This window comes from Ruegeria sp. AB6, from assembly GCF_056542685.1.
Genome location: NZ_JBQGAD010000001.1, coordinates 490,591 through 516,039, shown reverse-complemented (window position 1 = coordinate 516,039; position 25,449 = coordinate 490,591). Strand labels below are relative to the sequence as shown.

Here is a 25,449-nt window from a genome sequence, read left to right as displayed (position 1 = left end):
AGCCCAACTTAACCCAAAACGGAAATTTCTGGCCGGGATGGGGAAAGGAACAGTGTTATGTCGCTCGACAGTATCAGTGAAACGATTGCTCATTTTATTGGAACATTTGAACTTACCAGCGAACAGGCCCGATGGCGGGATCAGTATGACGAATTTGTCGCATTCAGGCGCAAGGCGGAACTGGAAGAGCTTGAAGATGCGACCGTCATCAAGGTCAAGGTGGGGTTGAAGCTGGATCCGGGGAAATATGATGCCCTGCCATTCAGAACGGATGCGCCCCAGGCTGATATAGCCCCTGCACCCTTGCAGGCGATGTCCGTGGCGGCCCCGGTTCCGGGTTTTGGTCTGGTGCCGAATGCCGATGATTTCATTCCCGACGTGCAGCTTCCGGCGATCTCATTTCAGACCGTAGTTCTGCAACCGCAACTGATCCCCGAACTGATCGGGTCGGCCGTGACCTATACCGTGCAAACTCTGCGTCTAAGCGACAATGATACCCTTGGACAGGCCGAGTTCCGCGATGTCGAAACCTTGATGGCGCAGGGCGACGCCTTGGCGGCGGTTGCGGAGTCGCTGCACGCGGTATCGGCCCCGTCTCTGAATATCGCCAATTATCAGTCGGTTGAACACATTCAAGCCCTCGTCGAAGAGGTACAGCAGACCATCGAGGTCGAAGGCGCGACGGTGCATCAGTTCCAGGGCGAAGACGCGATGGGTACCATCGTGAACGGCGAACATGTCGACGAGGCCCCTGACTGGAGCGAGCTTCTGCCGCAGCATCATCAATCCGATGAGGACCAGACAGAGGATCTGCCCGAAGAACTTCTTCCCGCCGAGTGGGACCAGTCCGAAGACTCGGAATTTGGCGAAGGGCATACCGTTACCACCGGTGGCAATCTGGCCGTCAACGAAGTTGCCGTCACAGTGGCCTGGGTCGACGCGCCAGTGATCGCGGTGGGCGGGCAATCGGTCAACGTGACCGTCGTCAGTCAGGTTGCGGTAGTGTCGGACATTGACACCGGCGATGCCGGTGCGCAAAGCGACACGATGGTCGTTCAAACCTCGACCATCACCGTTGAAGGCAACGAGGCCCATTGGCTGGATGACAACGTCGCGGCCGAGGGGCAGGATCCTCTGGTCGCTGTGACCTGGATTGCGGGCGATCTGGTGGTCACGAATTTCATCCAGCAAGAAATCGACGCCACCGATATCGACCATATCGAAACCGAGATCACCGCATCGTCTAGCCTTTACGTGATGGGTGACAATGTTCTGATCAACGTAACCGAGATTCTGCAACTTGGCAGCTATTACGACGTGATCCTGATCGGCGGGGACATGATTTCGGTGGATATCGTTCACCAGACAATCGTGTTCCTCGATGATGACGAGATCAACGGTGGCATTCCGGATGAGGATGATGACAATCTTGTTGTCAATCAGGTGGCGCTTACCACGATGGGTGAGGACACGCATGAAGAGTTGGACGCCAGCTTGGCGGGTGTTCTGCCGCTTGAGGAAATGGACACCGAAGCGCTGGAAGACGCCTTGCTGAACAACCCGGACTTCGCGGGGATGGAACAGATCCGGGTCCTCAAAATCGACGGCGATCTGGTGCAGGTTAACGCGATTGAACAGATCACGATCCTGCAAGACCAGGACGACATCAACCTTAACGGGGAAGCCGGTGCAGTGGCTTCTGCGTTGGGGGCTGGAAATGCGGTTCTGAATACCGCGGGTGTGGTAAAAGCCGGCGTCGATTCCGTGGTCATGACCGGTGAGGGCGAATATTCCGACCTCGTGCTGCATCAGGCCAGTCTGATCGACACGCCGGACGATGATCTGGATGTTGAGATCGGAAATGATGCCATCGCTGTCCTTATTGACACGGTGGATGGACCCGGAAACTCGGAAAACGCGCCGGGCCACAACAAGATGACCCCGTCCGAGATGGCTGAAAGCTTCGATGATGGTCTGCAAACCATGCTGGCCTGATTTCCCTGTTTGATACGAGTGTTTCGAAAGTTTGAGTATGTCGATTTTGTTCTCGTCGCGCCGATCCCCGTTCGCCAGCCCGCTGGACGGACGCGGTGGTGGTGGCCCGACCAAGGCCCCTGCAGATGGCCCCGTGACCAAACCCGCCAAAATGGCGAGCTTGCGGTTAAGCCAGGATCTGCGTGTGCATAATCCGGTGACGTTTCCACCCAAGGCCCCAAAAGTCTCTGAACCGCAACCTTCACCAAAGGGCACGCAAAGTGCTCAAGAAACGACATTCCTCCGTCACGCCGAGAAATCCCTTCGGCGTGACGTTCCGCAGCCCGTCAACGACAAACTCCAGAAGGGCCGCGAAGCTGGGGTGGCCGATGCAAAAGGCCCCGATCCGGAAACCGCCAGGGAAAAGACCGACCGGACGCCCCCCCCGGATCGCTCAAAAGGCGGTGGACAATTGGGAACCACGATCGAGGCCAAGGCGAACCAACCTCTGCCGCTCCGGAAAGAGGGCGGTGGGGATGGCAAAGGGCCACCCCAGACCTTCCACAAACGCACTCCGCCCGAGGACTTTCAGCAGACGCTGCGAATTTCGATGCGGGCAATCTTGCGCAATCTGGCTTTTGTGCTGGTGCTGACTTGCGCAACCAACATCCTGATCCTGGCCATCCCGATCTACCTGTTTCAGATCAGCGACCGCGTATTGACCAGCCGGTCTCTGGACACGTTGATCATGCTGACCGCGATTGTGGCCGGGGCGGTGATCTTTCAATCAGCCTTTGATGCGGTGCGCCGATTCATGCTGATGCGCACAGCGGTCGAGGTAAACGCCCGGTTGGGTGCGCCCATCCTCAGCGCGGCGGCCCATGCCTCGCTGCATGGGACCGGACGGGAATATCAGACGCTGGGCGATTTGCAGCAGGTCCGCGGATTTCTGGTGTCGGGCACGTTGATCTCATTTCTGGACGTGCCGTTCGCGCCCTTGTTCATCCTGATGATTTTCCTTGTGCATCCGCAACTTGGTACAATCGTCATCGTGACTGCGCTGTTGTTGATGGTCATCGCGCTGGTCAACCAACGCATGACTGCCAAACCCTTTGCCGAGGCGAACCGGGCGCAATCCATGGCCAACCAGCATCTGGATTCGATGGCGCGCAACAGTCAGATCATCAACGCTTTGGCGATGATCCCCGAGGCGGTGCGCATTTGGGGCCGCGACACCGCGCAGTCGCTGACATGGCAGGTGCGGGCGCAGGATCGGAACGTCATCTTTGCTGCGATTTCGCGCGCGGTGCGCTTACTTACACAAATCGCAATTCTGGGCTGGGGCGCGTATCTTGCCCTGCAAGGTGAGATCACCGGCGGCATGGTCATTGCAGCCTCGATCATCGCCGGGCGCGCCTTTGCCCCGATTGAAGGATCCATCGAAGGGTGGAACACCTTCCTGCTGACCCGCGCTGCCTTTGGTCGGATCAAGACCCTTTTGACCAAGTCCCAGTTGCAATACGAAAAGCTGCGCTTGCCGCGCCCCGAAGGCCGGTTGGATGTCGAACGGCTTCTTTACGTGCCCGGCGGGACCAAGCGCGTGGTGCTGAACGGGATCGGGTTTTCGCTCAATCCCGGTGAGACACTGGCCATTATCGGCAATTCCGGGGCGGGCAAGACGACGCTGGGCAAGACGCTGGTGGGCTCGATCCTGCCAACGTCGGGCAGCGTGCGACTGGACCTGATGGATATCCGCAACTGGGACCCGCGCCAATTCGGTGAGAGTATAGGTTATTTGCCGCAGGACGTGCAGCTGTTTCCCGGCAGCATCAAGGACAATATCGGCCGCATGCGTGAGGACGCTACGGATGAGCAAATCCACGACGCCGCCGTGCTGGCCGATGTGCACAACATGATCGCCACGCTGCCTCAAGGGTATGAGACTGTTGTCGCCGCCGATGGCTCTCCGCTGTCCGGCGGTCAAAAGCAGCGCATCGCGCTGGCGCGCGCGTTCTTTGGAAACCCACGTATGGTGGTTCTGGACGAGCCGAACTCGAACCTGGACGTGGCCGGGGATCAGGCTTTGGCACGGGCGATTGCGCAGGCCAAGGCGAACAAGATCACGGTGGTGGTGATCACGCAAAAGCCGACTTTGCTGAATGCGGTCGACAAGATCATGCTGCTGACCGACGGGCGGGTCGCCCTGTTCGGTCAGCGCGAACAGGTGCTGCAACAGCTGAACGGGCCGCGTAAACAGCCCGGTATCGAAGGCCAGAAGGGGAATGCGACATGAATGATCTGGTGCCCGTCAACAATGATCCCAAAGACCCCGAGGTGTGGTATGCCGAGGTTCCACGCTCGATCAGCAAATTCGTTGTCGTCGGAATGGTGCTGTTGGTTGTCTGTTTCGGCGGGTTCGGCGTGTGGTCCTTTCGCGCGCCCTTGGCTGCCGCCGTGATTGCGCAGGGCAGCTTTGTCGCCACTGGACGCAACAAGATCGTGCAGCATCTGGAAGGCGGCATCATCGAAGATATCAAGGTCATCGAAGGTCAATCGGTGCAGGTCGGGGAGGTCCTGATGACATTGGACCAGACCTCTGCCGAGGCCAATGAGCGTGAGCTGTTCATCCGTAAAATCCGCCTCCAGGCGATGAGCCAGCGCCTGTTGGCCGAGTATGAAGAACGCGAGCGGCTGGAATTTTCGCCCGATCTGATCAAGGCCACCGATGACGTCGAGGTGATGACGATCCTAGACGGCCAGAAGATCAGCTTTGACGTCTCGCGCAAGACCCTGCTGAACGATATAGCTCTGCTTCAGCGCAATATGGAAGCGCTGCGCATCCGCTCCAGCGGGTTTGAGGCGCAGTTGGACAGTATGCGGGTGCGCTCGGCCATTTTGCAGGAAGAGTATGAGACCAAAGAGGCGCTGTTTGAAAAGGGTTTGGTCCGCAAAGGCGAGCTAAACACGATCCGCCGCGTGCAGGCCGAGGCCGATGGTCAGCAGGCGCGGTTGGCGGCTGAGACCGCCGAGGTCAACCAGATGATGCTCAAATACGAAGAACAGATCACCCGAACGCGGTCGGCTTACCGCGAGGCGGCATTGGACGAGCTGGGCGTGATCGAGGCCGATCTGGAAAGTGTCCGCGAAAAAGCCCGTCAGGCCCGCAGTGTTCTGGACCGCGCCGTTGTGCGCGCGCCGGTTACGGGCACAGTCGTGCGGCTGCACTATCACACGCCGGGCGGGGTGATCGAAACAGGTGAACCCATCGCCGAAATCCTGCCCGCCGATGCGCCCCTGATCATCGAGGCGCAAATCCCGAGAACCGAGATCGACAGCGTCGTGACGGGACAGGACGCCACCGTGCGACTGGTCGCCTTGAACCAGCGCACGACTCCGGTGCTGAGCGGCGAGGTCTTTTACGTCTCGGCCGATGCCCTGCTCGAGGACTCGGCGGGTGCCCCGCAAGAGGTCTATTTGGCCCGAATCTCGCTGCCGCCGGAGGAGATTGAACGCGTGCGCGGCTTTATCCCCACGCCGGGGATGCCAGCCGAGATCATGATTCAGACCGAGGAACGCACTTTCGCGGCCTATATCGCCAAGCCGGTGACAGACAGCATGTCGCGTGCCTTCCGCGAACATTGATCGCCCGTGTAGGGCGATCCCACTACACCTTCCAATTTTCGCATGTTACCCTGTCGGCAGCACCAACAGGAGAGATACAGATGCCCTTGACCGTGAAAGAGATGATGGAAGCCGCCAATGCCAGCGTGGAGCGGATCGACATGGCCCGCGCCGCCGAGATTCTGGGGCAGGGCGGTTTACTGCTGGATGTCCGCGACGGGGCCGAGTTGCAGAAGACGGGCCGTGCCAGTGGTGCGCATCATATCTCTCGCGGGTCGCTTGAATTCAGCGCAGATGAGGCGCTGAAGTCCCATGACCCCGAGTTGCGTAAGGATCGCCCCATTGTTTTGTATTGCGCCGCCGGGGGGCGTGCTGCCCTAGCGGGCAAATTGCTCAAGGATATGGGCTATGCTCAGGTCTACAATTTGGGTGGCTTTTCCGATTGGGTGAACGCAGGCGGTGAAGTGTCAGAAGAATAGAAAAATTTTTCACCTGACACATGTCAAGGTCTGCCGGAGTGTACCGCGTTACAGTTGTGGTCAGTTACATAACAAAGGGCAACTGACCATGTTACGTCTCGCGACAACTCTTTATGCCATGATTTCCACTGCACTGGCCGGAACGGCTGTGATTGCGGTTCTGGTTGCGGGCACGAATTCCGTGGCCACCATCGTATTGGCAGCGGTATTGGGATTTGCGTTGGCGGCACCGGTCTCGTGGCGGGTAGCCCGAAACCTGTATAACGATGCAGCCTGATCAGGCGTTCAAAAACGCCCGGACCGAGGCCTCAAACTCGCGCGGTTTTTCAGCGTGTAGCCAATGGCCTGCGCCGGGGATCTTGGCAAAGCGCGCGGTCGGGAACAGGGCCTTGATCGCGGGGCGGTGGTCGGGCAGAACGTAATCCGACGCGCCCCCCGACAGAAACAGGGTCGGTTTGCTGCATGTGCCGGTGAGGTCAGGAAAGCTCATGATCTTAGGCATCTCGGCGGCCAGAACGTCCAGGTTCAGCAGCCAGCGTTGGCCCTTGATGTCCAGCGACTGGGTGAAAAAGCTTTGCAGGGCTTTCTCAACCCCCTGATCGGCCAGCTGCTGTTCGGCGTCCGAGCGGCGCGTGACCCGCGTTAGATCAACTGCGCGCATCGCCTCAATGAACTTGATCTGGCTGTGGGTATAGGTCACGGGTGCGATGTCAGCGACCACCAGTTTGCGCAGTTTCTCACCATGCAGCAAGGCCAGCGTCATGGCCGCCTTGCCACCCATCGAATGCCCGACCACATCGGCCTGACCGCCGAAATGTTCAATCACCTCGGCCAGATCGTTCGCCATGCTGGGATAGTCATGCTGCGGGGTCCATTCGCTGTTGGAATGGTTGCGCATATCGACGGCGACGACCTGCCGCTCATCCGACAGTCTGCGCGCAATCACGCCCCAGTTCCGGCCCGAGCCATAAAGACCATGGGCAATCAGCAACGGGGGGTTTGAAGTTGGCTCACCATGGACAATCGTATTTAGCATGACCGAGTGATACCCGCCACCGGTCCAAACAACCAGCCCCATTGTCGTGCTGACGTCACCCGGATATGGTGCCGCGTCAGGAGGCCCCCCACATGGCGCAAAACCCCGATATTCAAACTCAAATCGCGCAGACCGTGCAGCTGTTGCGCGACAAGCTGGGTGTGCGGGACAAGACGCTGACGGCCTCGGTCAGAAAAGCCAAACGTCAACTGCCCCGGCGCATATACAAACAGGCGCTGGTTTTGGCGGATGCCGAACAGATGGCGGCCCATCCCAAGCTGAGGTTGGTGCTGGATACGCCCAAGCTGGCCCGCGCCTCAGAAGAGGTGCAAGATCATCTGACAGGCATCAATCTGGCCGACCGCAGGCTGGGTTGGTTTCTGGGGATGCTGGGTGGATTGGCTTTCAATCTGTTGGCCCTGTCGGTTCTGCTGCTTGTGTTTCTGCGGTGGCAGGGCTTCATATGAAAAACGGCGCCGCTGGGGCGCCGTTCAGCTTTTTGATATCCTGAAAAACTACAAGTTCGGATATATTGGGAAGCGGGCGCACAGCTCGGCCACTTCGGCTTTGACCTTGGCTTCGACCTCGGTATTTCCGTCTTCGCCATTGGCGGCCAGACCGTCGACCACTTCGATGATCCAGTCCGCGATCTGGCGGAACTCGACCTCGCCAAAGCCGCGGGTGGTCCCGGCGGGGCTGCCCAGACGGATACCGCTAGTGATGGTCGGTTTTTCCGGATCAAACGGCACACCGTTCTTGTTGCAGGTGATGTGCGCACGACCCAGGGCCTTTTCGGTCGCGTTGCCCTTGACGCCTTTAGGGCGCAGGTCAACCAGAACCACATGGGTGTCGGTGCCGTGCGTAACTGTGTCCAGACCGCCTTTGATCAACTGATCAGACAGCGCCTGTGCGTTGTTGATGACCTGCTGGATGTAGGTCTTGAACTCGGGGCGCAGCGCCTCACCAAAGGCAACGGCTTTACCAGCGATGACATGCATCAGCGGACCGCCCTGAATGCCGGGGAAGATGGCCGAGTTCACTTTCTTGGCGATCGCCTCGTCGTTGGTCAGGATCATGCCGCCGCGCGGGCCGCGCAGGGTCTTGTGGGTGGTAGTGGTCGCGACATGTGCGTGCGGGAAGGGGCTTGGGTGCTCGCCTGCGGCAACCAGACCGGCAAAGTGTGCCATGTCGACGTGCAGATAGGCGCCGACCATATCGGCAATCTCGCGCATGCGGGCAAAGTCGATCTGGCGCGGAATGGCGGAACCACCGGCGATGATCAGCTTGGGCTGGTGCTCTTTCGCCAGCGCTTCGACCTGATCGTAGTCCAGCATGTTGTCCTGCTGGCGCACGCCGTATTGAACGGCCTTGAACCACTTGCCCGACTGGTTGGGGGCCGCGCCGTGGGTCAGGTGGCCACCTGCGTCCAGGCTCATGCCCAGAATGGTGTCGCCGGGTTGGATCAGTGCTTGGAACACGCCTTGGTTGGCCTGCGAGCCAGAGTTCGGCTGTACGTTGGCAAATTCACAGTTGAAGAGCTGCTTGGCACGGTCAATGGCCAGGTTCTCGGCTATGTCGACGAACTGGCACCCGCCATAGTAGCGGCGACCGGGGTAGCCCTCGGCGTATTTGTTGGTCATCACCGAACCCTGAGCTTCCATCACGGCGGCAGAGACGATGTTCTCGGATGCGATCAGCTCGATCTCGTCGCGCTGACGGCCCAGCTCGGATGTGATCGAGCCGAACAGCTCGGGGTCACGATCCGCGAGAGACTGGGTGAAAAAACCTGTGTCACGAAGGTTGGCGTTCATTGGGGGCTCCGCATGGCTGGAATTATCTTGCGGATTTCCTATCGGAAACGGCAGATATGCAAAAGCTGTAAAGCGACGATTTGGCCCGCTGCGGCGTCAAGACTGGCCTATCGGGGAAAGGTATGGTTGTTTCGGAACCAAATGTTCAGCACCGGAAACTGCAACCGATGATTCAGAGAATCGCTTTCCTCGCCAGCGACGCCAAGGTGGCCCAGACCGCCCGTGATGCGCTGGTGCGGCGCTATGGCAATGCGGCCCCGCGCGACGCCGATGTGGTTGTCGCTTTGGGCGGTGACGGTTTCATGCTGCACACGCTGCATAACATGCAGCATCTGGATACGCCTGTTTACGGGATGAATCGGGGCACCATCGGCTTTCTGATGAACGAGTTTCATGAGGCAGATCTGATGGAACGCCTTGCCGATGCAGAAGAAGAAGTCATCAATCCGCTGGCCATGCGCGCCATGGATCAATCCGGCAAGATGCACGAGGCTTTGGCGATCAACGAGGTGTCGCTGCTGCGGGCCGGTCCGCAGGCCGCCCGGCTGAGGATTAGCGTGGATGGGCGTGTTCGCATGGATGAACTGGTGTGCGACGGGGCGCTTTTGTCTACGCCAGCGGGGTCGACGGCTTATAACTACTCGGCACATGGACCAATCCTGCCGATAGGATCGGATGTGCTGGCATTGACCGCTATTGCCGCCTTTCGCCCCCGACGTTGGCGCGGGGCCTTGCTGCCCAAGATCGCAAAAGTGCGGTTCGATGTTCTGGACGCTGACAAACGCCCGGTGATGGCAGATGCCGATTCGATCTCATTCCCGGATATCGACTGGGTTGAGATTCGGTCTGAGCCTTCAATTCAGCATCGCATCCTGTTCGATCCCGGCCACGGGCTGGAAGAGCGGCTGATTTCTGAGCAATTCACGTAGTTTCCACAGTCGACCACGGTTTTTTCGCGCTTATGTGAACCAGTTCACAGGAGTTTGATTAACCTCGGGTTAATGTGAACTTGCCCGGAGACACATCCAAGGCGGGAGTGAGTGGCCGCCGACGGTGTTTTCGAAATGACCGCGCAGTTTAGGCGCTGACAAGGGTAGGTGGTGCTACGCTTGTTATCGGATCTCCGGGCATATTTTAGAAAGTGGACCCCGGGCACAAAACCCCGGGGTCAATTTCTTTTGTCAGGGGTTATTCTGCGGAACCCATCTTATCCCATAGTGGCAGACACATTTGCCCAACGCGTGCCTCGATGGCCGCGGCTGCATCAACCGCCATGTCCTCACGCCAGCGCGGGGCTGCGATCTGAACATTGATCGGCTGCGGCCCTGCTGGCAAATCAGCCAGCCGCGCAGGAACGCAGGCTGCGGGCAACCCGAGGAAATTCATCGCATATGAATAAACCGCGCAACCCAGCACCTCATGCACGCCTTCAGGGCCTTCTGTATCGCGGTCTGGTTTGAAGAATGGTTGCGGCAGGAAGGGCGACAGAACCAATGGGTAGTCCCGCATGAACAGAGACCATTCGCGCGCATAGTGCGTGCGCTTGGCCAGCATCTCAATCAGCTCTGTACCGGTGATCGGCGGGAATTCCTGAAAATACACGTCGAATATATCGCGGATGGTCTGCGACCCCGCTGCCTCGATATCAGATTTCAACAGGGTCAGCACTTCGCCCATCAAAGCGCGGTATCCGTTGCGCCCACAATCAAAGACATCAGGCGGATTGACCTCCTTTACCGCATATCCTGCGTCAATCAACGCGTCGCGGGCAGAGACCATGGCCTTTTCGACTTCTGGATGCAGATCATAGCCGAACGTGTTCTTGGTAAAAGCAACCTTGATAGGTCCGTCATAGGCGGCTCCACGCCATGGCATCGGCACATGGAACGGATCGCGCGGGTCGGCGGCGATCAGGCTGGGCATCGACAGGTGCAGATCGGTGGCCGAACGGGTGATCATCCCCTGCACCGACATGGATTGCGCCAACAGGCCGCGTTCCACCTTTTGGCTCGGGTTCCACGCAGGCACGCGGCCCAATCCCGGCTTTACGGTCACTGCCCCGTTTGCCGCCGCCGGAAACCGCAGACTGCCGCCAATATCATTGCCATGCGCCAAGGCCCCGATCCCAGCCATCACCGCCGAGCCGGCCCCGCCCGAGGACCCACCAGGCGAGATATGCCGCCCCCAGGGGTTATGTGTGCGGCCGTGCAGCTCGTTGTCGGTATCGGCGCGAAAGGAAAACTCGGGCGTATTCGTGCGCCCTAGGACGACGGCGCCAGCATTTTGCAGGTTTCGCACGATGGGCGCATCGTCCGGCGCGATCACGTCTTTCAAAGCCACGACCCCATTCGTGGTCGCGTGTCCTTTTTGGTCGACATTGATTTTGATCGTCACGGGCACACCGTGCAGCGGACCGGGCTCCGTGCCCGCAGCCACGGCCTGATCCAGCGTATGCGCGTGCGTCAATGCCTCAGTGCTCAAGTCTTCGACCACGGCATTCAGGGCTGGATTGACTTGATGCAGCCGGTCAATCGAAGACTGAACGGCCTCCACCGCGCTGATCTGCTTGCTGCGGGTCTGCTTCGCCAAGTCCGTGGCGCTTAGTCGCCAGATGTCATTGTCGCTCATGCTCGTCCTCCGGGGTTCAACCTGAGGCGGACGACGGCCGATGGCAAGAGGTTCAGTCCTATTTCGGGGGTCCTCTTTCATCTGGCCAGAAATATCCCGGAGCGCGAGGCAGAGCCTCGCATTCGCGCGTCAGCGTAAATCGGGCGCGCCGACAGGCGCACCCTTGAGTTTCCCGTTGTTATTGTGCGTAGCCGATGGTCTTCAGCGCGTCCGTGATCTCGTCCAGAATGGCGGGATCGTCGATGGTAGCAGGCATTTTGTAGTCTGCACCATCGGCAATCGACACCATGGTCCCCCGCAGGATCTTGCCTGAACGCGTCTTGGGTAGGCGGTCCACCACAACAGCCTGTTTGAACGCCGCAACCGGACCGATCTTTTCGCGCACCAGCTTGACCACATCCTGCACGACCTCAGCATGATCGCGGTCGCAGCCTGCGTTCAGGCACAGGAAACCAACCGGCATCTGGCCCTTCAACTGGTCGGTTACTCCGATCACAGCGCATTCGGCAACGTCGGGATGGGCGGCCAGAACCTCCTCCATGCCCCCCGTGGACAGGCGGTGGCCCGCAACGTTGATCACATCATCCGTGCGCGCCATGATGTATAGATATCCGTCCTCATCAATCATGCCTGCATCGCCGGTCTCATAGTAACCGGGGAAATGATTGAGGTACGAGCTTTTGAATCGCTCTTCCGCATTCCACAACGTCGGCAACGTACCGGGGGGCAGGGGCAACTTCACCGCAATCGCGCCCAACTCGCCGGGTTTCATCGGATGGCCGCCTTCGTCCAGGATCTGCACGTCATAGCCCGGCATTGGCTTCGCTGGCGAGCCCAACCTGGTCGGCAGTTCCTCGATCCCCAGCGGGTTGCCAGCGATGGTCCAGCCGGTTTCAGTCTGCCACCAATGGTCGATCACCGGCACTTTCAACGCGTCCTGCGCCCAGACGATCGTGTCCGGGTCTGCCCGTTCTCCAGCCAGGTAAAGCGCGCCCAAATGGGACAGGTCGTAATTGGCGATCAACTCACCTTGCGGATCCTCGCGTTTAACCGCGCGGATCGCCGTCGGGGCAGTGAAAAAGCTTTTGACTTTGTGTTCGGAAATCACGCGCCAGAAGGTCCCCGCATCCGGGGTACCCACGGGTTTGCCTTCGAACACGATGGTGGTGTTGCCATGGATCAGGGGCGCGTAACAGATGTAGGAGTGCCCTACGACCCATCCCACGTCGGATGCCGCCCAAAACACGTCACCAGGGTCGACATTGTAGATATTCTTCATCGTCCAGTTCAACGCGACCAGATGGCCTGCCGTGGGGCGCACGACACCTTTGGGTGAACCGGTCGTGCCCGAGGTGTAAAGGATATAGGCAGGATCATTACCATCGACCGGGACACATTCAGCCGGTTCGACGCCGTACTGGAAGCCGTGCCAGTTAAAGTCGCGCCCTTCGACCAGCTGGGCGACTTCCTGTTCGCGTTGGAAAATAACGCAGAAATCGGGTTTGTGCTCTGCCAGATCAATCGCGCCGTCCAGCAGGGGTTTGTAGTGAACCACGCGGCCCGGCTCCATCCCGCAGGAGGCGGCGATGATCGCTTTGGGTTTGGCGTCGTCGATCCGCACGGCCAGTTCGTTGCTGGCAAAGCCACCGAATACCACCGAATGCACCGCGCCCAGACGCGCACAGGCCAGCATCGCCTCAAGCGCCTCGGGGATCATTGGCATATAGATGATAACCCGGTCGCCCTTTTCGACACCCTTGGCCCGAAGTGCACCTGCCAAATTGGCTACGCGGTTGCGCAGCTCGACATAGGAAATCTCGCGCTTGGTATGCGTGATCGGGCTGTCATAGATGATCGCAGTCTGCTCGCCCCGTCCGTTTTCGACATGGCGGTCGACAGCGTTCCAGCAGGTGTTTACGCGGGCGTCCGAGAACCACTCGTATAGCGGCGCGTTGTCATCGAACAATGCTTTGGTCGGGGGGCTTACCCAGTCGATGCCCTTTGCGGCCTCCATCCAGAAGCCCTCGGGGTCGGATTTCCAGCCTTCGTAAACGTCCTGATATGCCACGGTGTTCTCCTCCGTCAATTCCTGGGCATGTGTGTAAGGGGCAGGGCGGCCACAGGACAAGCAAGCGGCGTGACGGAGCGTCACTTTATCGCAAAAAGTTTGCAGAATTCGCCGAATTGACTTGCAAATTTTTGCAAATGCACGACTGCGTGAGGGTTATCCGGCGATTGATGGGTAAATTTGCAAATCTGCAAATTCAGGCGTGCAAACAGATAGGGAATCGGCCGGACGCCGTTTTAGACGTCCGGCCGCAGATTATCCGTAGTGCGTGACCGGCGTTCCGGCGATGGCGGCCATGTTCAAAAGCCCCCGCGCGGTGATCGAGGGCGTCACGATATGCGCTTTGTTGCCCATCCCCATCAGGATCGGCCCGACCTCTAGCCCGTCGGCCTTCATCTTCAGAATATTCCGCACACCGCTGGCTGCGTCCGCATGAGCAAAAATCAGCACATTGGCCGAACCTTTCAGGCGCGAATTGGGGAAGATCCGCCCGCGCAGTTCGGGGTCCAGTGCCAGATCCAAGTTCATCTCGCCCTCATAGGTAAAGTCACGCGGCTCGGAATCCAGAATATCCAGCGCGGCCCGCAGGCGTTTGCCGGACCCTTCGGACTGGTTGCCAAACTGCGATTGCGAGCAGAAAGCGATCTTGGGCTCTAGCCCAAAGCGGCGCACGTGACGGGCGGCCCCAATGGTGCTTTCGGCGAGTTCCGCGGGCGAGGGCAGTTGCCGCACATGAGTGTCGGCGATGAACAACGGCCCGTCTTCCAAGATCATCAACGAAAGAGCACCATGCGGGCGCAGGTCGCCGTCCGCCAACACTTGTTCCACATAGTTCAGGTGCCAGCGATATTCGCCGAAGGTGCCGCAGATCATACTGTCGGCGTCGCCCCGTTGCACCGCGATGGCGGCAATTGCGGTGTTGTTTGTCCGCATGATGGCCTTGGCCAGATCAGGCGTGACGCCGCGGCGCTGCATGAGCTGGTGGTAAGACGTCCAATAGTCGTAGTATCGCGGATCGTTTTCCGGGTTCACGATCTGAAAATCCGCACCTGGCCGCACCGTCAAACCCAACCTTTCACAGCGGGCCCCGATCACGTCTGGTCGACCGATCAGAATGGGGGTCTCGGTGGTTTCTTCCAGAATAGCCTGAGCAGCCCGCAACACCCGTTCATCTTCACCCTCGGCAAAGACGATCTTGCGGGAAGCGGCTGCGGCGGCCTCGAAAACCGGGCGCATGATTAGGGCGGATTTGAAAACGGTCTGGTTCAGCTGTTCCTTGTACGCCTCGATATCTTCGATGGGACGCTTGGCAACGCCGCTGTCCATTGCGGCCTTGGCCACGGACGAGGACACAACCCCCACAAGGCGCGGATCAAAGGGTTTGGGGATCAGATAGTCCGGCCCAAAGGTCAACTGTTCCCCTTTATAGGCGGCTGCGGCCTCGGCACTGGTGGTGGCGCGCGCCATCTCGGCGATGCCGTCCACGCAAGCGATTTGCATCTCGTCGTTGATCTCGGTTGCGCCTACATCCAGCGCGCCCCGGAAGATGAAAGGAAAGCACAGGACGTTGTTGACCTGATTTGGAAAGTCACTGCGGCCTGTGGCGATGATTGCATCCGGGGCCACTTCGCGCGCGGCGTCGGGCAGGATTTCCGGCGTCGGGTTGGCCAACGCGAAGATGATCGGGCGGCTAGACATTTTCGCGACCATTTCGGGCTTGAGCACATTCGGCCCGCTGAGGCCCAGAAACAGGTCCGCGTCGCCGATCACATCATCCAATGTACGCAGGTCGGATTTCTGCGCAAACTGATCCTTGTGCGGATTCATATCCTCGGCGCGGCCCTCGTAGACCAGCCCGTGAATATCGCACAGCCAGATATTCTCGCGCTTGACACCCAGTTTGACCAACATGGACAGACAGGCAATCCCGGCCGCCCCGCCGCCGGTCGAGACGACTTTGATATCTTCGAACGATTTGCCGGCAACGTGCAGCGCGTTCTTGGCCGCAGCGCCCACGACAATGGCGGTGCCGTGCTGGTCGTCGTGAAAAACGGGGATGTTCATCCGCTCGCGGCAGATTTTCTCGACGATGAAACAGTCGGGGGCCTTGATATCTTCAAGGTTGATCGCGCCAAAGGTCGGTTCCAGCGCGCAGACGATATCAGCCAGCTTCTCGGGGTCGGGTTGGTCGACCTCGATATCGAAACAGTCGATACCGGCGAATTTCTTGAACAGAACGGCCTTGCCCTCCATCACTGGCTTCGAGGCCAGCGCACCGATATTGCCCAGCCCCAGAACAGCAGTGCCATTCGAGACCACTGCAACAAGATTGCCGCGCGCGGTGTAAAGCTCGGCATTGTGCGGGTCGGCCTTGATTTCCAGGCTGGCTTCGGCCACGCCGGGCGAATAGGCGCGGGCCAGATCGCGGCCATTGGCCATGGGCTTTGTGGCCTTGATCTCAAGCTTTCCAGGTTTGGGATGGGCGTGGTAATCAAGCGCGGCCTGCCGCAGGCTGGGTGTGTCCGACATCGACAAATCAACTCCGTTCCAAGATTTGGTTGATCGTTAAACCATTTTCCGAGGCTTGGCTACGTTGCGTCATTTCATTGCGGGTTTCCGACCTCATGGGGGTGCTGGTTGAATTCTGCCACGAAACATTTACGGTCTGCCGCGTTCGTGAACCCCAATGAATACGCGCAGCGATGAAGGTCTGATATGAGCTTGAAAGACGAACGCAACCCCGGCTTGGTCCTGCACGGATCGTTCGGTGTGCAATCCGTGGGGCTGCGGGCGGTGCTGGCTGTGATGGCCTGGATTCTGGTCGTGATTTCAATCTGGCCTGTTCAGGCTTCGGCCTTCAACCAAGAAGGCGGGCTGATCGAAACCGGATCGGCATTCGCGCTGATGATGGCTGGGGTGATTGCGCTTTATCGCTATCGTGGCGTGTCGCGTTTGTATATTGGCGTTGTCTGTCTTCTGCTGGCCGAGCGCGAGCTTGAGGCAGATATCTACGCCATTGGCACTTGGCAGCATACGATCCTCAGCGGGTTGGATACAGCGCTGGACATGACCCTTGTGCGTTTGGTGCTGGTTGCAATCGTGCTTGGCGGGCTGGTCTGGCATGGCATTCCGTCTGGCTGGCGCGCGTTCAAAGCCCGCGCGCCTTTTTTGCTGGTGTTTTTCCTGGCGGGCATGTCGGCGGTGGTCGCGCAACTGCTCGAAGAGGTGTCCGGGATGATGGGTTCGGATATTTCGCAAACCATGATGCTGCGCCTGTTTGTGCTCGAAGAAACGCTTGAGATGTTCTTTTCGATTGGCATTCTGGCCGCTGTTCTGATCGGATGGCCGAAAGCCAAGACCGAAGAGACAGTGAATGACCAACAACCAGACCAAAGCTGAGATTCGCCTGCCCACGCAGGAGCTGCGCGACGATATCCCGTTCTATACCAGGGTGCTGGGGATGCGGATGGATATGATCTATCCCGCCGATGACCCTCGGGTGGCGGTGTTTTCCGGCCACGGGCTGCGGCTGCGTATTGAAAAGGACGCGTCGGAAAGCCCCGGCACGTTGCGCATCCTGACCAATGACCCCGACAGCTTTGCCGACGGGGAGCGCAGCCTAGTGGCCCCGAACGGCACAAAGGTCGAGATTGATGAGCTGAATCCGCCCATGGTCATGCCCGACACCGTTCATTCCTTCGTGGTGCGCAGGCTCAAGGATCAGGCCCCGTGGATCATTGGCCGTGCCGGGATGCATTACCGCGATCTGGTGCCCGACCGGCTGGGCGGGTCCATCATTGCTAGCCATATCCGCATTCCCGACGGTGGACCGGTGCCGGACATGGTGCATTTCCACAAGGTCGGGTTCCAACTGATCTTCTGCATCCATGGCTGGGTGGATGTGGTCTATGAGGATCAAGGCGAAAAGATGCGCCTGACGGCGGGTGATTGCTTTATCCAGCCACCCGAAATCCGTCACCGCGTGCTTGAGGCATCGGACAATGTGCAGGTGATCGAGATCGGCGTGCCTGCCGAGCACATCACCGAGATTGATCACGATATGGACTTGCCCACCCCGGACTACCGACCCGATCGTGAATGGCAGGGGCAAAAGTTCGTCTTCAATCAGGCCGAAGGCGCGGATTGGGTGCCGTTCCGCCTGCCGGGCTATATCTGTCGCGACACAACGATTGCCGAAAACACCAAGGGCGTGGCCGGGGTGCAGGTGGTGCGCAAAGGGCAGGGTGAACCGCAATGGGCCGCACATGACACCGATATCCATTTCACCTTTGTCATGAACGGCGCGGTCACGTTAGAGGGTGAAGGGCGCGAGCCGTACCCGCTGGAACAGGGCGACGCGTTTGTGATCCCTCCGGGGATGCGTACGCGCCTGTCGGACCCTTCGGATGATGTGGAGCTGCTTGAGGTCACGCTGCCCGGCACGTTCAACACACGGCTGGGGTAAGAATTGCGGCGCGCGGGGCTTCACCTTAGCGCGCCGTTTCACTAGAACAGTATTTTTCTGACCAGATGATCAAAAATCGGGGAATCGCCATGAGCCTGAAAGACGCAGCCCTATTAGTTCGCGAAAACGCCTATGCACCCTATTCGAACTTCAAGGTCGGGGCGGCGGTCCGGTCGGCAAGCGGCACCGTCTATTCCGGCTGCAACGTGGAAAACGTGGCCTATCCCGAAGGCACCTGCGCCGAGGCCGGGGCGATTGCTGCCATGGTCGCCGCAGGTGAGCAGGAACTGACCGAGGTTTATGTGGTTGCCTCATCGCCTCAGCCCGTGCCGCCCTGCGGGGGGTGCCGTCAGAAACTGGCCGAGTTTGGCAAGCGCGAGGTCAAGGTGACGCTGGCCTCGGTCGAAGGGTCTGAGATGGAAACCACCATCGGCGATCTGCTGCCCGGGGCCTTTGGTGCCTCGCATATGGAGTGAGCCATGGACGCCCGTTCGATCAACGCCAAGCTGCGCCGGGGTCAGGTGCCCACGGCCGAGGAGTTGCGCTGGTTCGCGCAAGGTCTGGCCGATGGCGGCGTTAGTGACGCGCAGGCCGGTGCCTTTGCCATGGCCGTTTGTATGGGCGGTCTGGGCGCGCAGGGCCGCGCTGACCTGACGGTTGCAATGCGCGACAGCGGTGACGTTCTGACATGGGATGTCGATGGCCCGGTGATCGACAAACACTCGACAGGCGGGGTGGGGGATAGCGTCAGTCTGGTGCTTGCGCCTGCACTGGCCGAGATGGGGGCCTATGTTCCGATGATCTCGGGTCGTGGGTTGGGTCATACCGGCGGGACGCTGGACAAGCTTGAGGCGATTCCGGGCGTGACCACTCAGATCAGCGAAGATCGTCTGGCGCAGATTTTGCGCGAAACTGGTGCGGCTATTGTTGGTGCAACGGGGCAGATCGCCCCTGCGGACAAGCGGCTTTATGCGATCCGCGATGTGACGGCGACGGTGGAAAGCCTTGATCTGATCACCGCGTCGATCCTGTCCAAGAAACTGGCCGCCAGCCCGGATGCACTGGTGCTGGACGTCAAGATGGGCAGCGGTGCGTTCATGAAAACTCACGAAGATGCGCGCAATCTGGCACAGGCCCTGACCCAGACGGCGAATGCTGCGGGGTGTCGGACCTCGGCAGTGATCACGGATATGAACCAACCTCTGGCTCCGGCGCTGGGCAACGCGTTAGAGATCTGCGAGGTCATGAAGGCCATGACCAACGGGCACAATTCGCCCTTGGCCGAAATCTCGGTCGAGTTAGGCTGCGTGCTGCTGGTGGATGCCGGGATGTGCGCAACCGTGGATGAAGGTCGCGAGAAACTGGCCGAAATTATCCGCTCTGGCCGCGCGGCCGAAAGGTTCGGGCGCATGATGGCCGCCGTTGGCGCGCCTCTGCATTTCGTCGACAACTGGTCGCGGTACTTGCCCGAGGCCAGCGTGATCCTTGAAGTCCCTGCGCCAAGTGCGGGCTATGTGACCGCGATGGACGGTGAGGCGCTGGGTCTGGCCGTTGTCGCGCTGGGCGGTGGGCGGCAAGTTGAGAGCGACCTGATTGACCCTGCCGTTGGCATCTCGGACATCGTGCGGCTGGGTGATAAGCTGGACAAGGGTGCGCCGTTGGCCGTGATCCACGCCGCCCGCGAAGACGCGGCGCAACAGGCGGCGCAGGCCGTCCTGCAAGCGATCAGTCTCGGGCCGGACAGCCCCGCGCTGCCGGGGATCGTGCATGAAAGGATCACCGCATGACCCGCGCGTTTCTGGTCGTGATGGACTCGGTCGGCATCGGCGGCGCGCCGGATGCGGATCAGTTTTTCAACGGTGAGGTTCCCGATACGAGGGCCAACACGCTGGCCCATATCGCGCAGGCTTGCGCCGAGGGCCGGGCTGAGGAGGGCCGCTCGGGGCCGCTGCACCTGCCCAATCTGGACGCTTTGGGGTTGGGGGCGGCGACCCGTTTGGCCTCGGGCGCGGACACGCCAGGGCTGGCGACAGAACCTACCGGCCTATGGGGCTGCGCGCGGGAACACTCGCCGGGCAAAGACACGCCCTCGGGCCATTGGGAACTGGCCGGGCTGCTGGTGCCATGGGATTGGCACTATTTTCCCGACACCAAGCCATCCTTCCCCGCTGATCTGAGCCGCGCTGCGGCAGAGGCTGCGGGCACGGACGGTATTCTGGGTGATTGTCACGCGTCGGGCACGGCGATCATTGCCGACCTTGGGGCTGAACATCTGCGCACCGGTTGGCCGATTTGCTATACGTCCGCCGACAGCGTGTTCCAAATCGCCGCGCATGAGGAGCATTTCGGCCTCGACCGTTTGCTGGACATGTGCCGAACTCTGGCCCCACGCCTGCACGAGATGAAAGTGGGCCGGGTTATCGCGCGGCCATTTGTGGGCTCGCCCGAACAGGGCTTCACCCGCACCACCAACCGCAAGGATTTCGCCATCCTGCCGCCCGCGCCGGTTCTGACCAACTGGGCGCAGGACGCCGGGCGGCGCGTACATGCGGTCGGCAAGATCGGCGATATCTTCTCGATGCAGGGAATCGACACATTGCGCAAAGGCTCGGATGCGGACCTGATGCGCCACCTCTCCGATCTGGTCGACGAGGCGGAAGAGGGCAGCCTGACCTTCGCCAATTTCGTGGAGTTCGACAGCCTCTACGGCCACCGCCGCGACATCAGCGGCTATGCGCGCGCGCTGGAATGGTTCGACCGTGAGATCGGCGCAATCATCGCCCACCTGCGCCCCGGCGACCTGATGCTGCTGACCGCCGACCACGGCAATGACCCCAGCTGGATCGGCACCGACCATACTCGGGAACAGGTTCCGGTGCTGATCGCCGGGCGAGGCGCGGGTCAGATCGGCGCGGTCAATTTCGCCGATATTGCGGCCAGCATCGCACATCACCTGAACATCCCGGCACATGGGCCGGGGCGGAGTTTCCTATGAGCGTTGCAGACCTTCCCAAAATCGAATTGCACCTGCACCACGAAGGCGCGGCCCCGCCCGCCTTTATCCGGCAGTTGGCCCATGAAAAGCGCATCGACCTGAGCGGGATTTTCAAGCCCGACGGTAGTTATGATTTCCGCGACTTCGCGCATTTCCTCAGCGTGTATGAGGCCGCCTGCGAAGTGCTGAAATCGCCCGAGGATTTCCGCCGCCTGACACTGGCCATCCTCGAAGAAAGCGCGGCGAACGGAGTGGTCTATTCGGAAACCTTCCTCAGCCCCGATTTCTGCGGCGGCGGAGACCTGCATGCCTGGCGCGACTACCTGACCGCCATTCAGGATGCGGCGGATGAGGCGGAACGGAAATACGATATCACTCTGCGCGGCGTCGTGACCTGCGTGCGTCATTTCGGGCCGGACAAGGCTAAACTCAGCGCCTATTGCGCGGCGGAAACGGCGGGCGAGTGGATCACCGGGTTCGGTATGGGCGGGAACGAGGCTATGGGTGCTCAGGGGGACTATAAGTGGGCCTTCGATTGCGCGCGTGAGGCCGGTCTGCGCCTTACCACCCATGCCGGAGAGTTCAGCGGCCCCGAAAGCGTACGTGAAGCCATCCGCGATCTGGGCGTGGAGCGTGTGGGCCACGGAGTGCGCGCCATCGAAGACACTGACCTGATCCGCGAGATTCTCGACCGCGACATCACACTAGAGGTCTGCCCCGGCTCGAACGTGGTGCTGGGGCTTTTCCCCGACTTCGCGGCCCATCCGATTGCGAAACTGCGGGAGGCCGGTGTCAAAGTCACGGTTTCCACCGATGACCCACCGTTTTTCCACACTACAATGCGGCGCGAATATGAGATGCTGGCGCAAGCCTTCGGCTGGCAGGCCGAGGATTTCGCGGCCCTAAATGAAACCGCCCTTGCGGCCGCCTTTTGCGATGACAAGACCCGTGAACGGGTCAAGACAAGACTGGAGAGAACATGAGCGAACACCTGACCGTCGTTGACCATCCGTTGGTGCAGCACAAACTGACGCTCATGCGGGACAAGGGCACTTCGACCGCCGAATTTCGGCAGTTGCTGCGTGAGATCACGCTGCTGCTGGCCTATGAGATCACGCGCGAAATGCCGTTGACCACCCGCCATATCGAAACCCCGATGGAGGAAATGGACGCCCCTATCCTAGCGGGCAAGAAACTGGCGCTGGTGTCGATCCTGCGCGCAGGCAACGGCATGCTGGACGGGGTGCTGGAGCTGATCCCCTCGGCCCGTGTGGGTTTTGTCGGCCTCTACCGCGATGAGGAAACGCTCAAGCCCGTGCAGTATTACTTCAAAGCGCCCGAAGGGTTGAAGGACCGTCTGGTCATTGCCGTTGATCCGATGCTGGCCACGGGCAACAGTTCAGCCGCGGCGATAGATCTGCTGAAGGAGGCTGGCGCCACTGATATTCGCTTCCTTTGCTTGTTGGCCGCGCCCGAAGGGGTCGCACGCATGAAAGAGGCGCACCCGGATGTGCATATCGTCACGGCCTCGCTGGATCGCGAGCTGAATTCCAAGGGCTATATCATGCCGGGGCTGGGCGATGCGGGCGACCGGATGTTTGGCACCAAGTAAGCTGGTCTAGCCGCCGCAAATATTCTGTAGCCGGACCCAATCGCGGTCCGGCAGAACCTGCTGCTGAGGACGTCCGGCCATGGGATCAGCCTCGATCAACCCCAGCACGGTTTCGCCGGTTACATCCATGGCATAGGCAAACGGGGTCGAGGGCAGGGCGGTCTGCGCGAACATCTCCAGCAACGCGTCATCAGGTAGGGACGGGCGGGGTTCAGACAGAACCTCTTCGGTATAGGCATCGACGATGCCCGGTGTCAGCTCCCCGGTTGTCAGCAGGCGAAAGGCGGTTGCAGCACCTGTGCGGTTCAGCAGATCGTCCAGCGGGTCCTGTGCCTGTGACCGGGCGCGTTCGGCGACGATATAGCCGGCGGCGACCGAAGGGTCCTCGTGATCTTCGACCAACGCGCGGTTTAGCAGGATAATGCCGCCCGGCAGGCTGAGGCTCGTTTGCACGCCCGCAGGCAGGATAACCACTTCACGCACACCGGTACGTGTGGCCAACTGTTTCAGCGCGTCCTGTGCGTCGACCGAGGCGCAGGCGCGGCCTGACACGCGCTCGATCCGTTCAAGAATTGCGTCGCCGATATCGTGGCGTTTGATCTCGGGCACCACCGAGACCACGTGGTTTTGCACGGCGGCGGGCACCCAGAACACCAAAAGGGCCACGACGGCGGCGGCAACACCGGCGACGCTGAGCCAGCGCAATCGCCCCGGATGCGGACGGCTGCGGTCAATGGCCCGTTGCAGGCGGTCGATTGCCTCGATCATGGTGGTCTCGGTTTCGGCCAGCTCCAACGTTTCGTCCGGATCGCCATCGGGATTGTAGATGGCCGGATATGCGCCGGGGTTCTGCCGTTCCAGCGCAGCCAGCGACCAATGGGTCAGCGCGTTGTCGTTGAAATCCGAGATTGTCATCGTGGCTTCGCCAATCGACACCACGACCTCGCGCCGCTGCACATCGGGCGATGGCCGCCACAGACCGGTTGCTTCGATCCGTTGGTACTGTTTAAGGGCCGTCATCACGGGTGAGGTCTGCTCATTCTTGATTGGCGGCAGTTTAGCACGCAAAAATCCAGCGGCGCAAACCTGTTGCGCGATGTCGGGGAATTGTGCTGGATGTGACGACGCATCCGGGCGCAGGCGTGCCCCGGTCGGTTTCTGCAATAGGGTCAAACATGTCGTCTGGTGCGCAAACTTCTCCGATCCTGGCCTCGGTTCTGATGGTCAGCGCAATGGCGATCATCGGGGTGATCGACAACGTAGTGATCCTGCTGGCCGACACGGTCGGGCTGTGGCAGTTCCACCTGAGCCGGTCCACCCTGATGCTGCCGCTGATCATCGGCTTGTCCTTGTTGGGATTCGGGCGCTTGCGTCCCGTCCGGCCGGGTCCGGTGATGCTACGCAGTGTGCTGATCACGCTGGCCATGCTGTTCTATTTCACCTCGCTGGCGCTGATGCCGATTGCGCAGGCGCTGGCAGGTCTGTTCACCTCTCCGATTTTCGTGCTGCTGATTTCGACGCTTGCAATGGGGCAGAGGATCGGGCCATGGCGCATTCTGGCCGTCCTACTGGGGTTCGTCGGGATCCTGTGCGTGCTGCAACCCAATCCGCAGGATTTTGATGCCCGCACCCTGCTGCCGGTGGCCGGAGGGTTGTTCTATGCCCTCAGCGCCATCATCACGCGCAGCCATTGCGCGGGTGAAAGCACAGTCGCGCTGTTGGCGGCGATGGTGATCACACTGGGGTTGACGGGATTGATCGGAGTGGTCGTTCTGACCTTCTTCCCCATGATATCGCCCCCAGGGCCCGACGGGTTTGTCACGCGTGGCTGGGTTTGGCAGATGCAGGACGCTGTGCCATGGATCATCGTGCAGGCTGTAGGGTCAACAATCGCGGTTTTCATGCTGATCAAAGCGTATCAGGTAGGCGAGCCATCCTATGTTGCAGTGTTCGAATACTCGGTCATGATTTTCGGCCCCCTGTTTGCGTGGGTCGCCTTTGGTCAGTCCATCGGGCTGATGCAGATCGGAGGGATTGGTCTGATCGCGACCGCCGGAGCGCTGCTGGGCTGGCGGGCCGGTCGCACGCCCGCCGAGCAGGCGGCGGCATGATCATCTCAAATGGCCGTAGATACGTGTTTGTCCAAATCCCCAAAACCGGGGGAACGTCGCTGTCTCTGGCGTTAGAGGCGCGGGTGATGAAGGATGATATCCTAATAGGTGATACGCCCAAGGCCCTACGGCGGCGCAAGCGGCAGAAGGCTTTGACAGGCGTTGGCGCTTTGACGAAACACGCACCGCTTTCTGCGCTGGATGGGCTGATGACACCGGTTGCGTTGCGCGGCATGTTCACGTTCACGCTGGTGCGCAACCCTTGGGACAGGATGGTCAGCTACTATCATTGGCTCAGAACCCAAAAGTTTGACCACCGGGATGTCACCTTGGCGCAAACCCTTTCATTTCAGGATTTCGTCTTGCACCCGCAGATTGCACGATCCTTCGCAGCCAATCCCGCAAGGCGCTATATGACGCTGGCCGATGGGACCGAACATTGCAGTGCCTTCATCCGGCTGGAGCGAATTGACCAAGACGCCGCCCCGCTATTCGACCATTTGGGATTTCGGGTGGCATTGCCCCTGCGCAACAGGTCCGAGCGGGCATCGGACTATCGCAGTTACTATTGCGCCAAGACACGTGCGGCTGTGGCCGAGGCTTGCGCCGAGGATGTCGACAGGTTTGGGTATCGCTTTGATTAGCAGTA

The 25,449-nt window shown here is 60.1% G+C and carries 22 protein-coding genes; 16 read left to right on the top strand and 6 right to left on the bottom strand.

What is annotated here, in order from left to right:
• Positions 1–57: 57 nt before the first annotated feature.
• The 5 genes from ACR0DB_RS02605 (at position 58) to ACR0DB_RS02585 (ending at position 6,351) form a co-directional block, all read left to right on the top strand.
• On the top strand, positions 58–1,995 hold the full coding sequence (locus ACR0DB_RS02605; protein WP_480548693.1) for a type I secretion protein: 1,938 nt from the start codon (positions 58–60) through the stop codon (positions 1,993–1,995).
• 37 nt (positions 1,996–2,032) lie between these two features.
• Complete coding sequence (locus ACR0DB_RS02600; RefSeq protein WP_480548691.1) at positions 2,033–4,267, top strand: type I secretion system permease/ATPase; 2,235 nt, start codon at positions 2,033–2,035, stop codon at positions 4,265–4,267.
• Positions 4,264–5,616 carry an HlyD family type I secretion periplasmic adaptor subunit gene (locus ACR0DB_RS02595; RefSeq protein WP_480548689.1) on the top strand — a complete coding sequence of 451 codons (1,353 nt, stop codon included), beginning with the start codon at positions 4,264–4,266 and terminating at the stop codon, positions 5,614–5,616. The genes ACR0DB_RS02600 and ACR0DB_RS02595 overlap by 4 nt, the downstream gene beginning before the upstream one ends.
• An 80-nt stretch (positions 5,617–5,696) precedes the next feature.
• Positions 5,697–6,074: a rhodanese-like domain-containing protein gene (locus tag ACR0DB_RS02590; RefSeq protein ID WP_480502702.1), complete on the top strand. Its 378-nt coding sequence runs from the start codon at positions 5,697–5,699 to the stop codon at positions 6,072–6,074.
• Between the two features lie 88 nt (positions 6,075–6,162).
• Positions 6,163–6,351 (top strand): hypothetical protein, encoded by a 189-nt coding sequence (locus ACR0DB_RS02585; RefSeq protein WP_480548687.1) that lies wholly within the window; start codon positions 6,163–6,165, stop codon positions 6,349–6,351.
• Here ACR0DB_RS02585 and ACR0DB_RS02580 read toward each other — a convergent pair whose 3' ends face one another.
• Positions 6,352–7,152 carry an alpha/beta fold hydrolase gene (locus tag ACR0DB_RS02580; protein WP_480548685.1) on the bottom strand — a complete coding sequence of 267 codons (801 nt, stop codon included), beginning with the start codon at positions 7,150–7,152 and terminating at the stop codon, positions 6,352–6,354.
• 50 nt (positions 7,153–7,202) lie between these two features.
• Between ACR0DB_RS02580 and ACR0DB_RS02575 the strand changes: the two genes are divergently transcribed.
• The gene (locus ACR0DB_RS02575; RefSeq protein ID WP_170782769.1) at positions 7,203–7,577 is read left to right on the top strand and encodes a hypothetical protein; all 375 of its coding nucleotides are present in this window, start codon (positions 7,203–7,205) and stop codon (positions 7,575–7,577) included.
• A 48-nt stretch (positions 7,578–7,625) separates the two neighbouring features.
• On the opposite strand, the gene glyA is transcribed toward ACR0DB_RS02575, so the two are convergent.
• Positions 7,626–8,921, bottom strand: coding sequence for a serine hydroxymethyltransferase (gene glyA / locus ACR0DB_RS02570; RefSeq protein WP_480548683.1), 1,296 nt, complete (start codon positions 8,919–8,921; stop codon positions 7,626–7,628).
• A gap of 167 nt (positions 8,922–9,088) precedes the next feature.
• Here glyA and ACR0DB_RS02565 point away from each other — a divergent pair, with 167 nt between their 5' ends.
• The gene (locus ACR0DB_RS02565; RefSeq protein ID WP_237215598.1) at positions 9,089–9,850 is read left to right on the top strand and encodes an NAD kinase; all 762 of its coding nucleotides are present in this window, start codon (positions 9,089–9,091) and stop codon (positions 9,848–9,850) included.
• A 259-nt stretch (positions 9,851–10,109) separates the two neighbouring features.
• On the opposite strand, the gene ACR0DB_RS02560 is transcribed toward ACR0DB_RS02565, so the two are convergent.
• The 3 genes from ACR0DB_RS02560 to ACR0DB_RS02550 all read right to left on the bottom strand — a co-directional run bounded on the left by ACR0DB_RS02560 (position 10,110) and on the right by ACR0DB_RS02550 (position 16,146).
• Positions 10,110–11,549 carry an amidase family protein gene (locus ACR0DB_RS02560; RefSeq protein WP_480548681.1) on the bottom strand — a complete coding sequence of 480 codons (1,440 nt, stop codon included), beginning with the start codon at positions 11,547–11,549 and terminating at the stop codon, positions 10,110–10,112.
• 178 nt (positions 11,550–11,727) lie between these two features.
• A complete protein-coding gene (prpE, locus tag ACR0DB_RS02555) occupies positions 11,728–13,617 on the bottom strand; it encodes a propionate-CoA ligase PrpE (protein ID WP_480548679.1) in 1,890 nt (629 codons plus the stop codon).
• A 255-nt stretch (positions 13,618–13,872) separates the two neighbouring features.
• Positions 13,873–16,146, bottom strand: a complete 2,274-nt coding sequence (locus ACR0DB_RS02550) for an NADP-dependent malic enzyme (protein ID WP_480548677.1) — start codon at positions 16,144–16,146, stop codon at positions 13,873–13,875.
• 186 nt (positions 16,147–16,332) lie between these two features.
• Between ACR0DB_RS02550 and ACR0DB_RS02545 the strand changes: the two genes are divergently transcribed.
• The 7 genes from ACR0DB_RS02545 (at position 16,333) to upp (ending at position 22,689) form a co-directional block, all read left to right on the top strand.
• Complete coding sequence (locus ACR0DB_RS02545) at positions 16,333–17,016, top strand: hypothetical protein (RefSeq protein WP_170770132.1); 684 nt, start codon at positions 16,333–16,335, stop codon at positions 17,014–17,016.
• Positions 16,991–18,082, top strand: a complete 1,092-nt coding sequence (locus tag ACR0DB_RS02540; protein WP_480548675.1) for a cupin domain-containing protein — start codon at positions 16,991–16,993, stop codon at positions 18,080–18,082. Before ACR0DB_RS02545 ends, ACR0DB_RS02540 begins: the two co-directional genes overlap by 26 nt.
• A gap of 89 nt (positions 18,083–18,171) precedes the next feature.
• The gene (locus tag ACR0DB_RS02535; RefSeq protein WP_480548673.1) at positions 18,172–18,558 is read left to right on the top strand and encodes a cytidine deaminase; all 387 of its coding nucleotides are present in this window, start codon (positions 18,172–18,174) and stop codon (positions 18,556–18,558) included.
• 3 nt (positions 18,559–18,561) lie between these two features.
• Positions 18,562–19,869, top strand: a complete 1,308-nt coding sequence (locus ACR0DB_RS02530; protein WP_480548671.1) for a thymidine phosphorylase — start codon at positions 18,562–18,564, stop codon at positions 19,867–19,869.
• On the top strand, positions 19,866–21,077 hold the full coding sequence (locus tag ACR0DB_RS02525) for a phosphopentomutase (RefSeq protein ID WP_480548669.1): 1,212 nt from the start codon (positions 19,866–19,868) through the stop codon (positions 21,075–21,077). Before ACR0DB_RS02530 ends, ACR0DB_RS02525 begins: the two co-directional genes overlap by 4 nt.
• Positions 21,074–22,060 (top strand): adenosine deaminase, encoded by a 987-nt coding sequence (locus tag ACR0DB_RS02520; RefSeq protein WP_480548667.1) that lies wholly within the window; start codon positions 21,074–21,076, stop codon positions 22,058–22,060. Before ACR0DB_RS02525 ends, ACR0DB_RS02520 begins: the two co-directional genes overlap by 4 nt.
• Entirely contained in the window at positions 22,057–22,689 is a 633-nt protein-coding gene (upp, locus tag ACR0DB_RS02515; protein ID WP_170770144.1) for a uracil phosphoribosyltransferase, read from the top strand. Before ACR0DB_RS02520 ends, upp begins: the two co-directional genes overlap by 4 nt.
• Positions 22,690–22,695: 6 nt before the next feature.
• Here the strand turns inward: upp and ACR0DB_RS02510 are convergent, their stop codons facing one another.
• A complete protein-coding gene (locus ACR0DB_RS02510; protein WP_170789014.1) occupies positions 22,696–23,709 on the bottom strand; it encodes a hypothetical protein in 1,014 nt (337 codons plus the stop codon).
• A gap of 155 nt (positions 23,710–23,864) precedes the next feature.
• On the opposite strand from ACR0DB_RS02510, the gene ACR0DB_RS02505 reads away from it, so the two are divergent.
• Both ACR0DB_RS02505 and ACR0DB_RS02500 read left to right on the top strand, forming a co-directional pair.
• Complete coding sequence (locus ACR0DB_RS02505; protein ID WP_480548665.1) at positions 23,865–24,800, top strand: DMT family transporter; 936 nt, start codon at positions 23,865–23,867, stop codon at positions 24,798–24,800.
• The gene (locus ACR0DB_RS02500) at positions 24,797–25,444 is read left to right on the top strand and encodes a sulfotransferase family 2 domain-containing protein (RefSeq protein WP_480548663.1); all 648 of its coding nucleotides are present in this window, start codon (positions 24,797–24,799) and stop codon (positions 25,442–25,444) included. Before ACR0DB_RS02505 ends, ACR0DB_RS02500 begins: the two co-directional genes overlap by 4 nt.
• Positions 25,445–25,449: the final 5 nt, after the last annotated feature.

Bases quoted from the DNA above. Each gene is read 5' to 3' on its own strand.
- ACR0DB_RS02605 (WP_480548693.1), top strand. From the start codon at position 58: ATGTCGCTCGACAGTATCAGTGAAACGATTGCTCATTTTATTGGAACA.
- ACR0DB_RS02600 (WP_480548691.1), top strand. From the start codon at position 2,033: ATGTCGATTTTGTTCTCGTCGCGCCGATCCCCGTTCGCCAGCCCGCTG.
- ACR0DB_RS02595 (WP_480548689.1), top strand. From the start codon at position 4,264: ATGAATGATCTGGTGCCCGTCAACAATGATCCCAAAGACCCCGAGGTG.
- ACR0DB_RS02590 (WP_480502702.1), top strand. From the start codon at position 5,697: ATGCCCTTGACCGTGAAAGAGATGATGGAAGCCGCCAATGCCAGCGTG.
- ACR0DB_RS02585 (WP_480548687.1), top strand. From the start codon at position 6,163: ATGTTACGTCTCGCGACAACTCTTTATGCCATGATTTCCACTGCACTG.
- ACR0DB_RS02580 (WP_480548685.1), bottom strand. From the start codon at position 7,152: ATGGGGCTGGTTGTTTGGACCGGTGGCGGGTATCACTCGGTCATGCTA.
- ACR0DB_RS02575 (WP_170782769.1), top strand. From the start codon at position 7,203: ATGGCGCAAAACCCCGATATTCAAACTCAAATCGCGCAGACCGTGCAG.
- glyA (WP_480548683.1), bottom strand. From the start codon at position 8,921: ATGAACGCCAACCTTCGTGACACAGGTTTTTTCACCCAGTCTCTCGCG.
- ACR0DB_RS02565 (WP_237215598.1), top strand. From the start codon at position 9,089: ATGATTCAGAGAATCGCTTTCCTCGCCAGCGACGCCAAGGTGGCCCAG.
- ACR0DB_RS02560 (WP_480548681.1), bottom strand. From the start codon at position 11,549: ATGAGCGACAATGACATCTGGCGACTAAGCGCCACGGACTTGGCGAAG.
- ACR0DB_RS02550 (WP_480548677.1), bottom strand. From the start codon at position 16,146: ATGTCGGACACACCCAGCCTGCGGCAGGCCGCGCTTGATTACCACGCC.
- ACR0DB_RS02545 (WP_170770132.1), top strand. From the start codon at position 16,333: ATGAGCTTGAAAGACGAACGCAACCCCGGCTTGGTCCTGCACGGATCG.
- ACR0DB_RS02540 (WP_480548675.1), top strand. From the start codon at position 16,991: ATGACCAACAACCAGACCAAAGCTGAGATTCGCCTGCCCACGCAGGAG.
- ACR0DB_RS02535 (WP_480548673.1), top strand. From the start codon at position 18,172: ATGAGCCTGAAAGACGCAGCCCTATTAGTTCGCGAAAACGCCTATGCA.
- ACR0DB_RS02530 (WP_480548671.1), top strand. From the start codon at position 18,562: ATGGACGCCCGTTCGATCAACGCCAAGCTGCGCCGGGGTCAGGTGCCC.
- ACR0DB_RS02525 (WP_480548669.1), top strand. From the start codon at position 19,866: ATGACCCGCGCGTTTCTGGTCGTGATGGACTCGGTCGGCATCGGCGGC.
- ACR0DB_RS02520 (WP_480548667.1), top strand. From the start codon at position 21,074: ATGAGCGTTGCAGACCTTCCCAAAATCGAATTGCACCTGCACCACGAA.
- upp (WP_170770144.1), top strand. From the start codon at position 22,057: ATGAGCGAACACCTGACCGTCGTTGACCATCCGTTGGTGCAGCACAAA.
- ACR0DB_RS02510 (WP_170789014.1), bottom strand. From the start codon at position 23,709: ATGACGGCCCTTAAACAGTACCAACGGATCGAAGCAACCGGTCTGTGG.
- ACR0DB_RS02505 (WP_480548665.1), top strand. From the start codon at position 23,865: ATGTCGTCTGGTGCGCAAACTTCTCCGATCCTGGCCTCGGTTCTGATG.
- ACR0DB_RS02500 (WP_480548663.1), top strand. From the start codon at position 24,797: ATGATCATCTCAAATGGCCGTAGATACGTGTTTGTCCAAATCCCCAAA.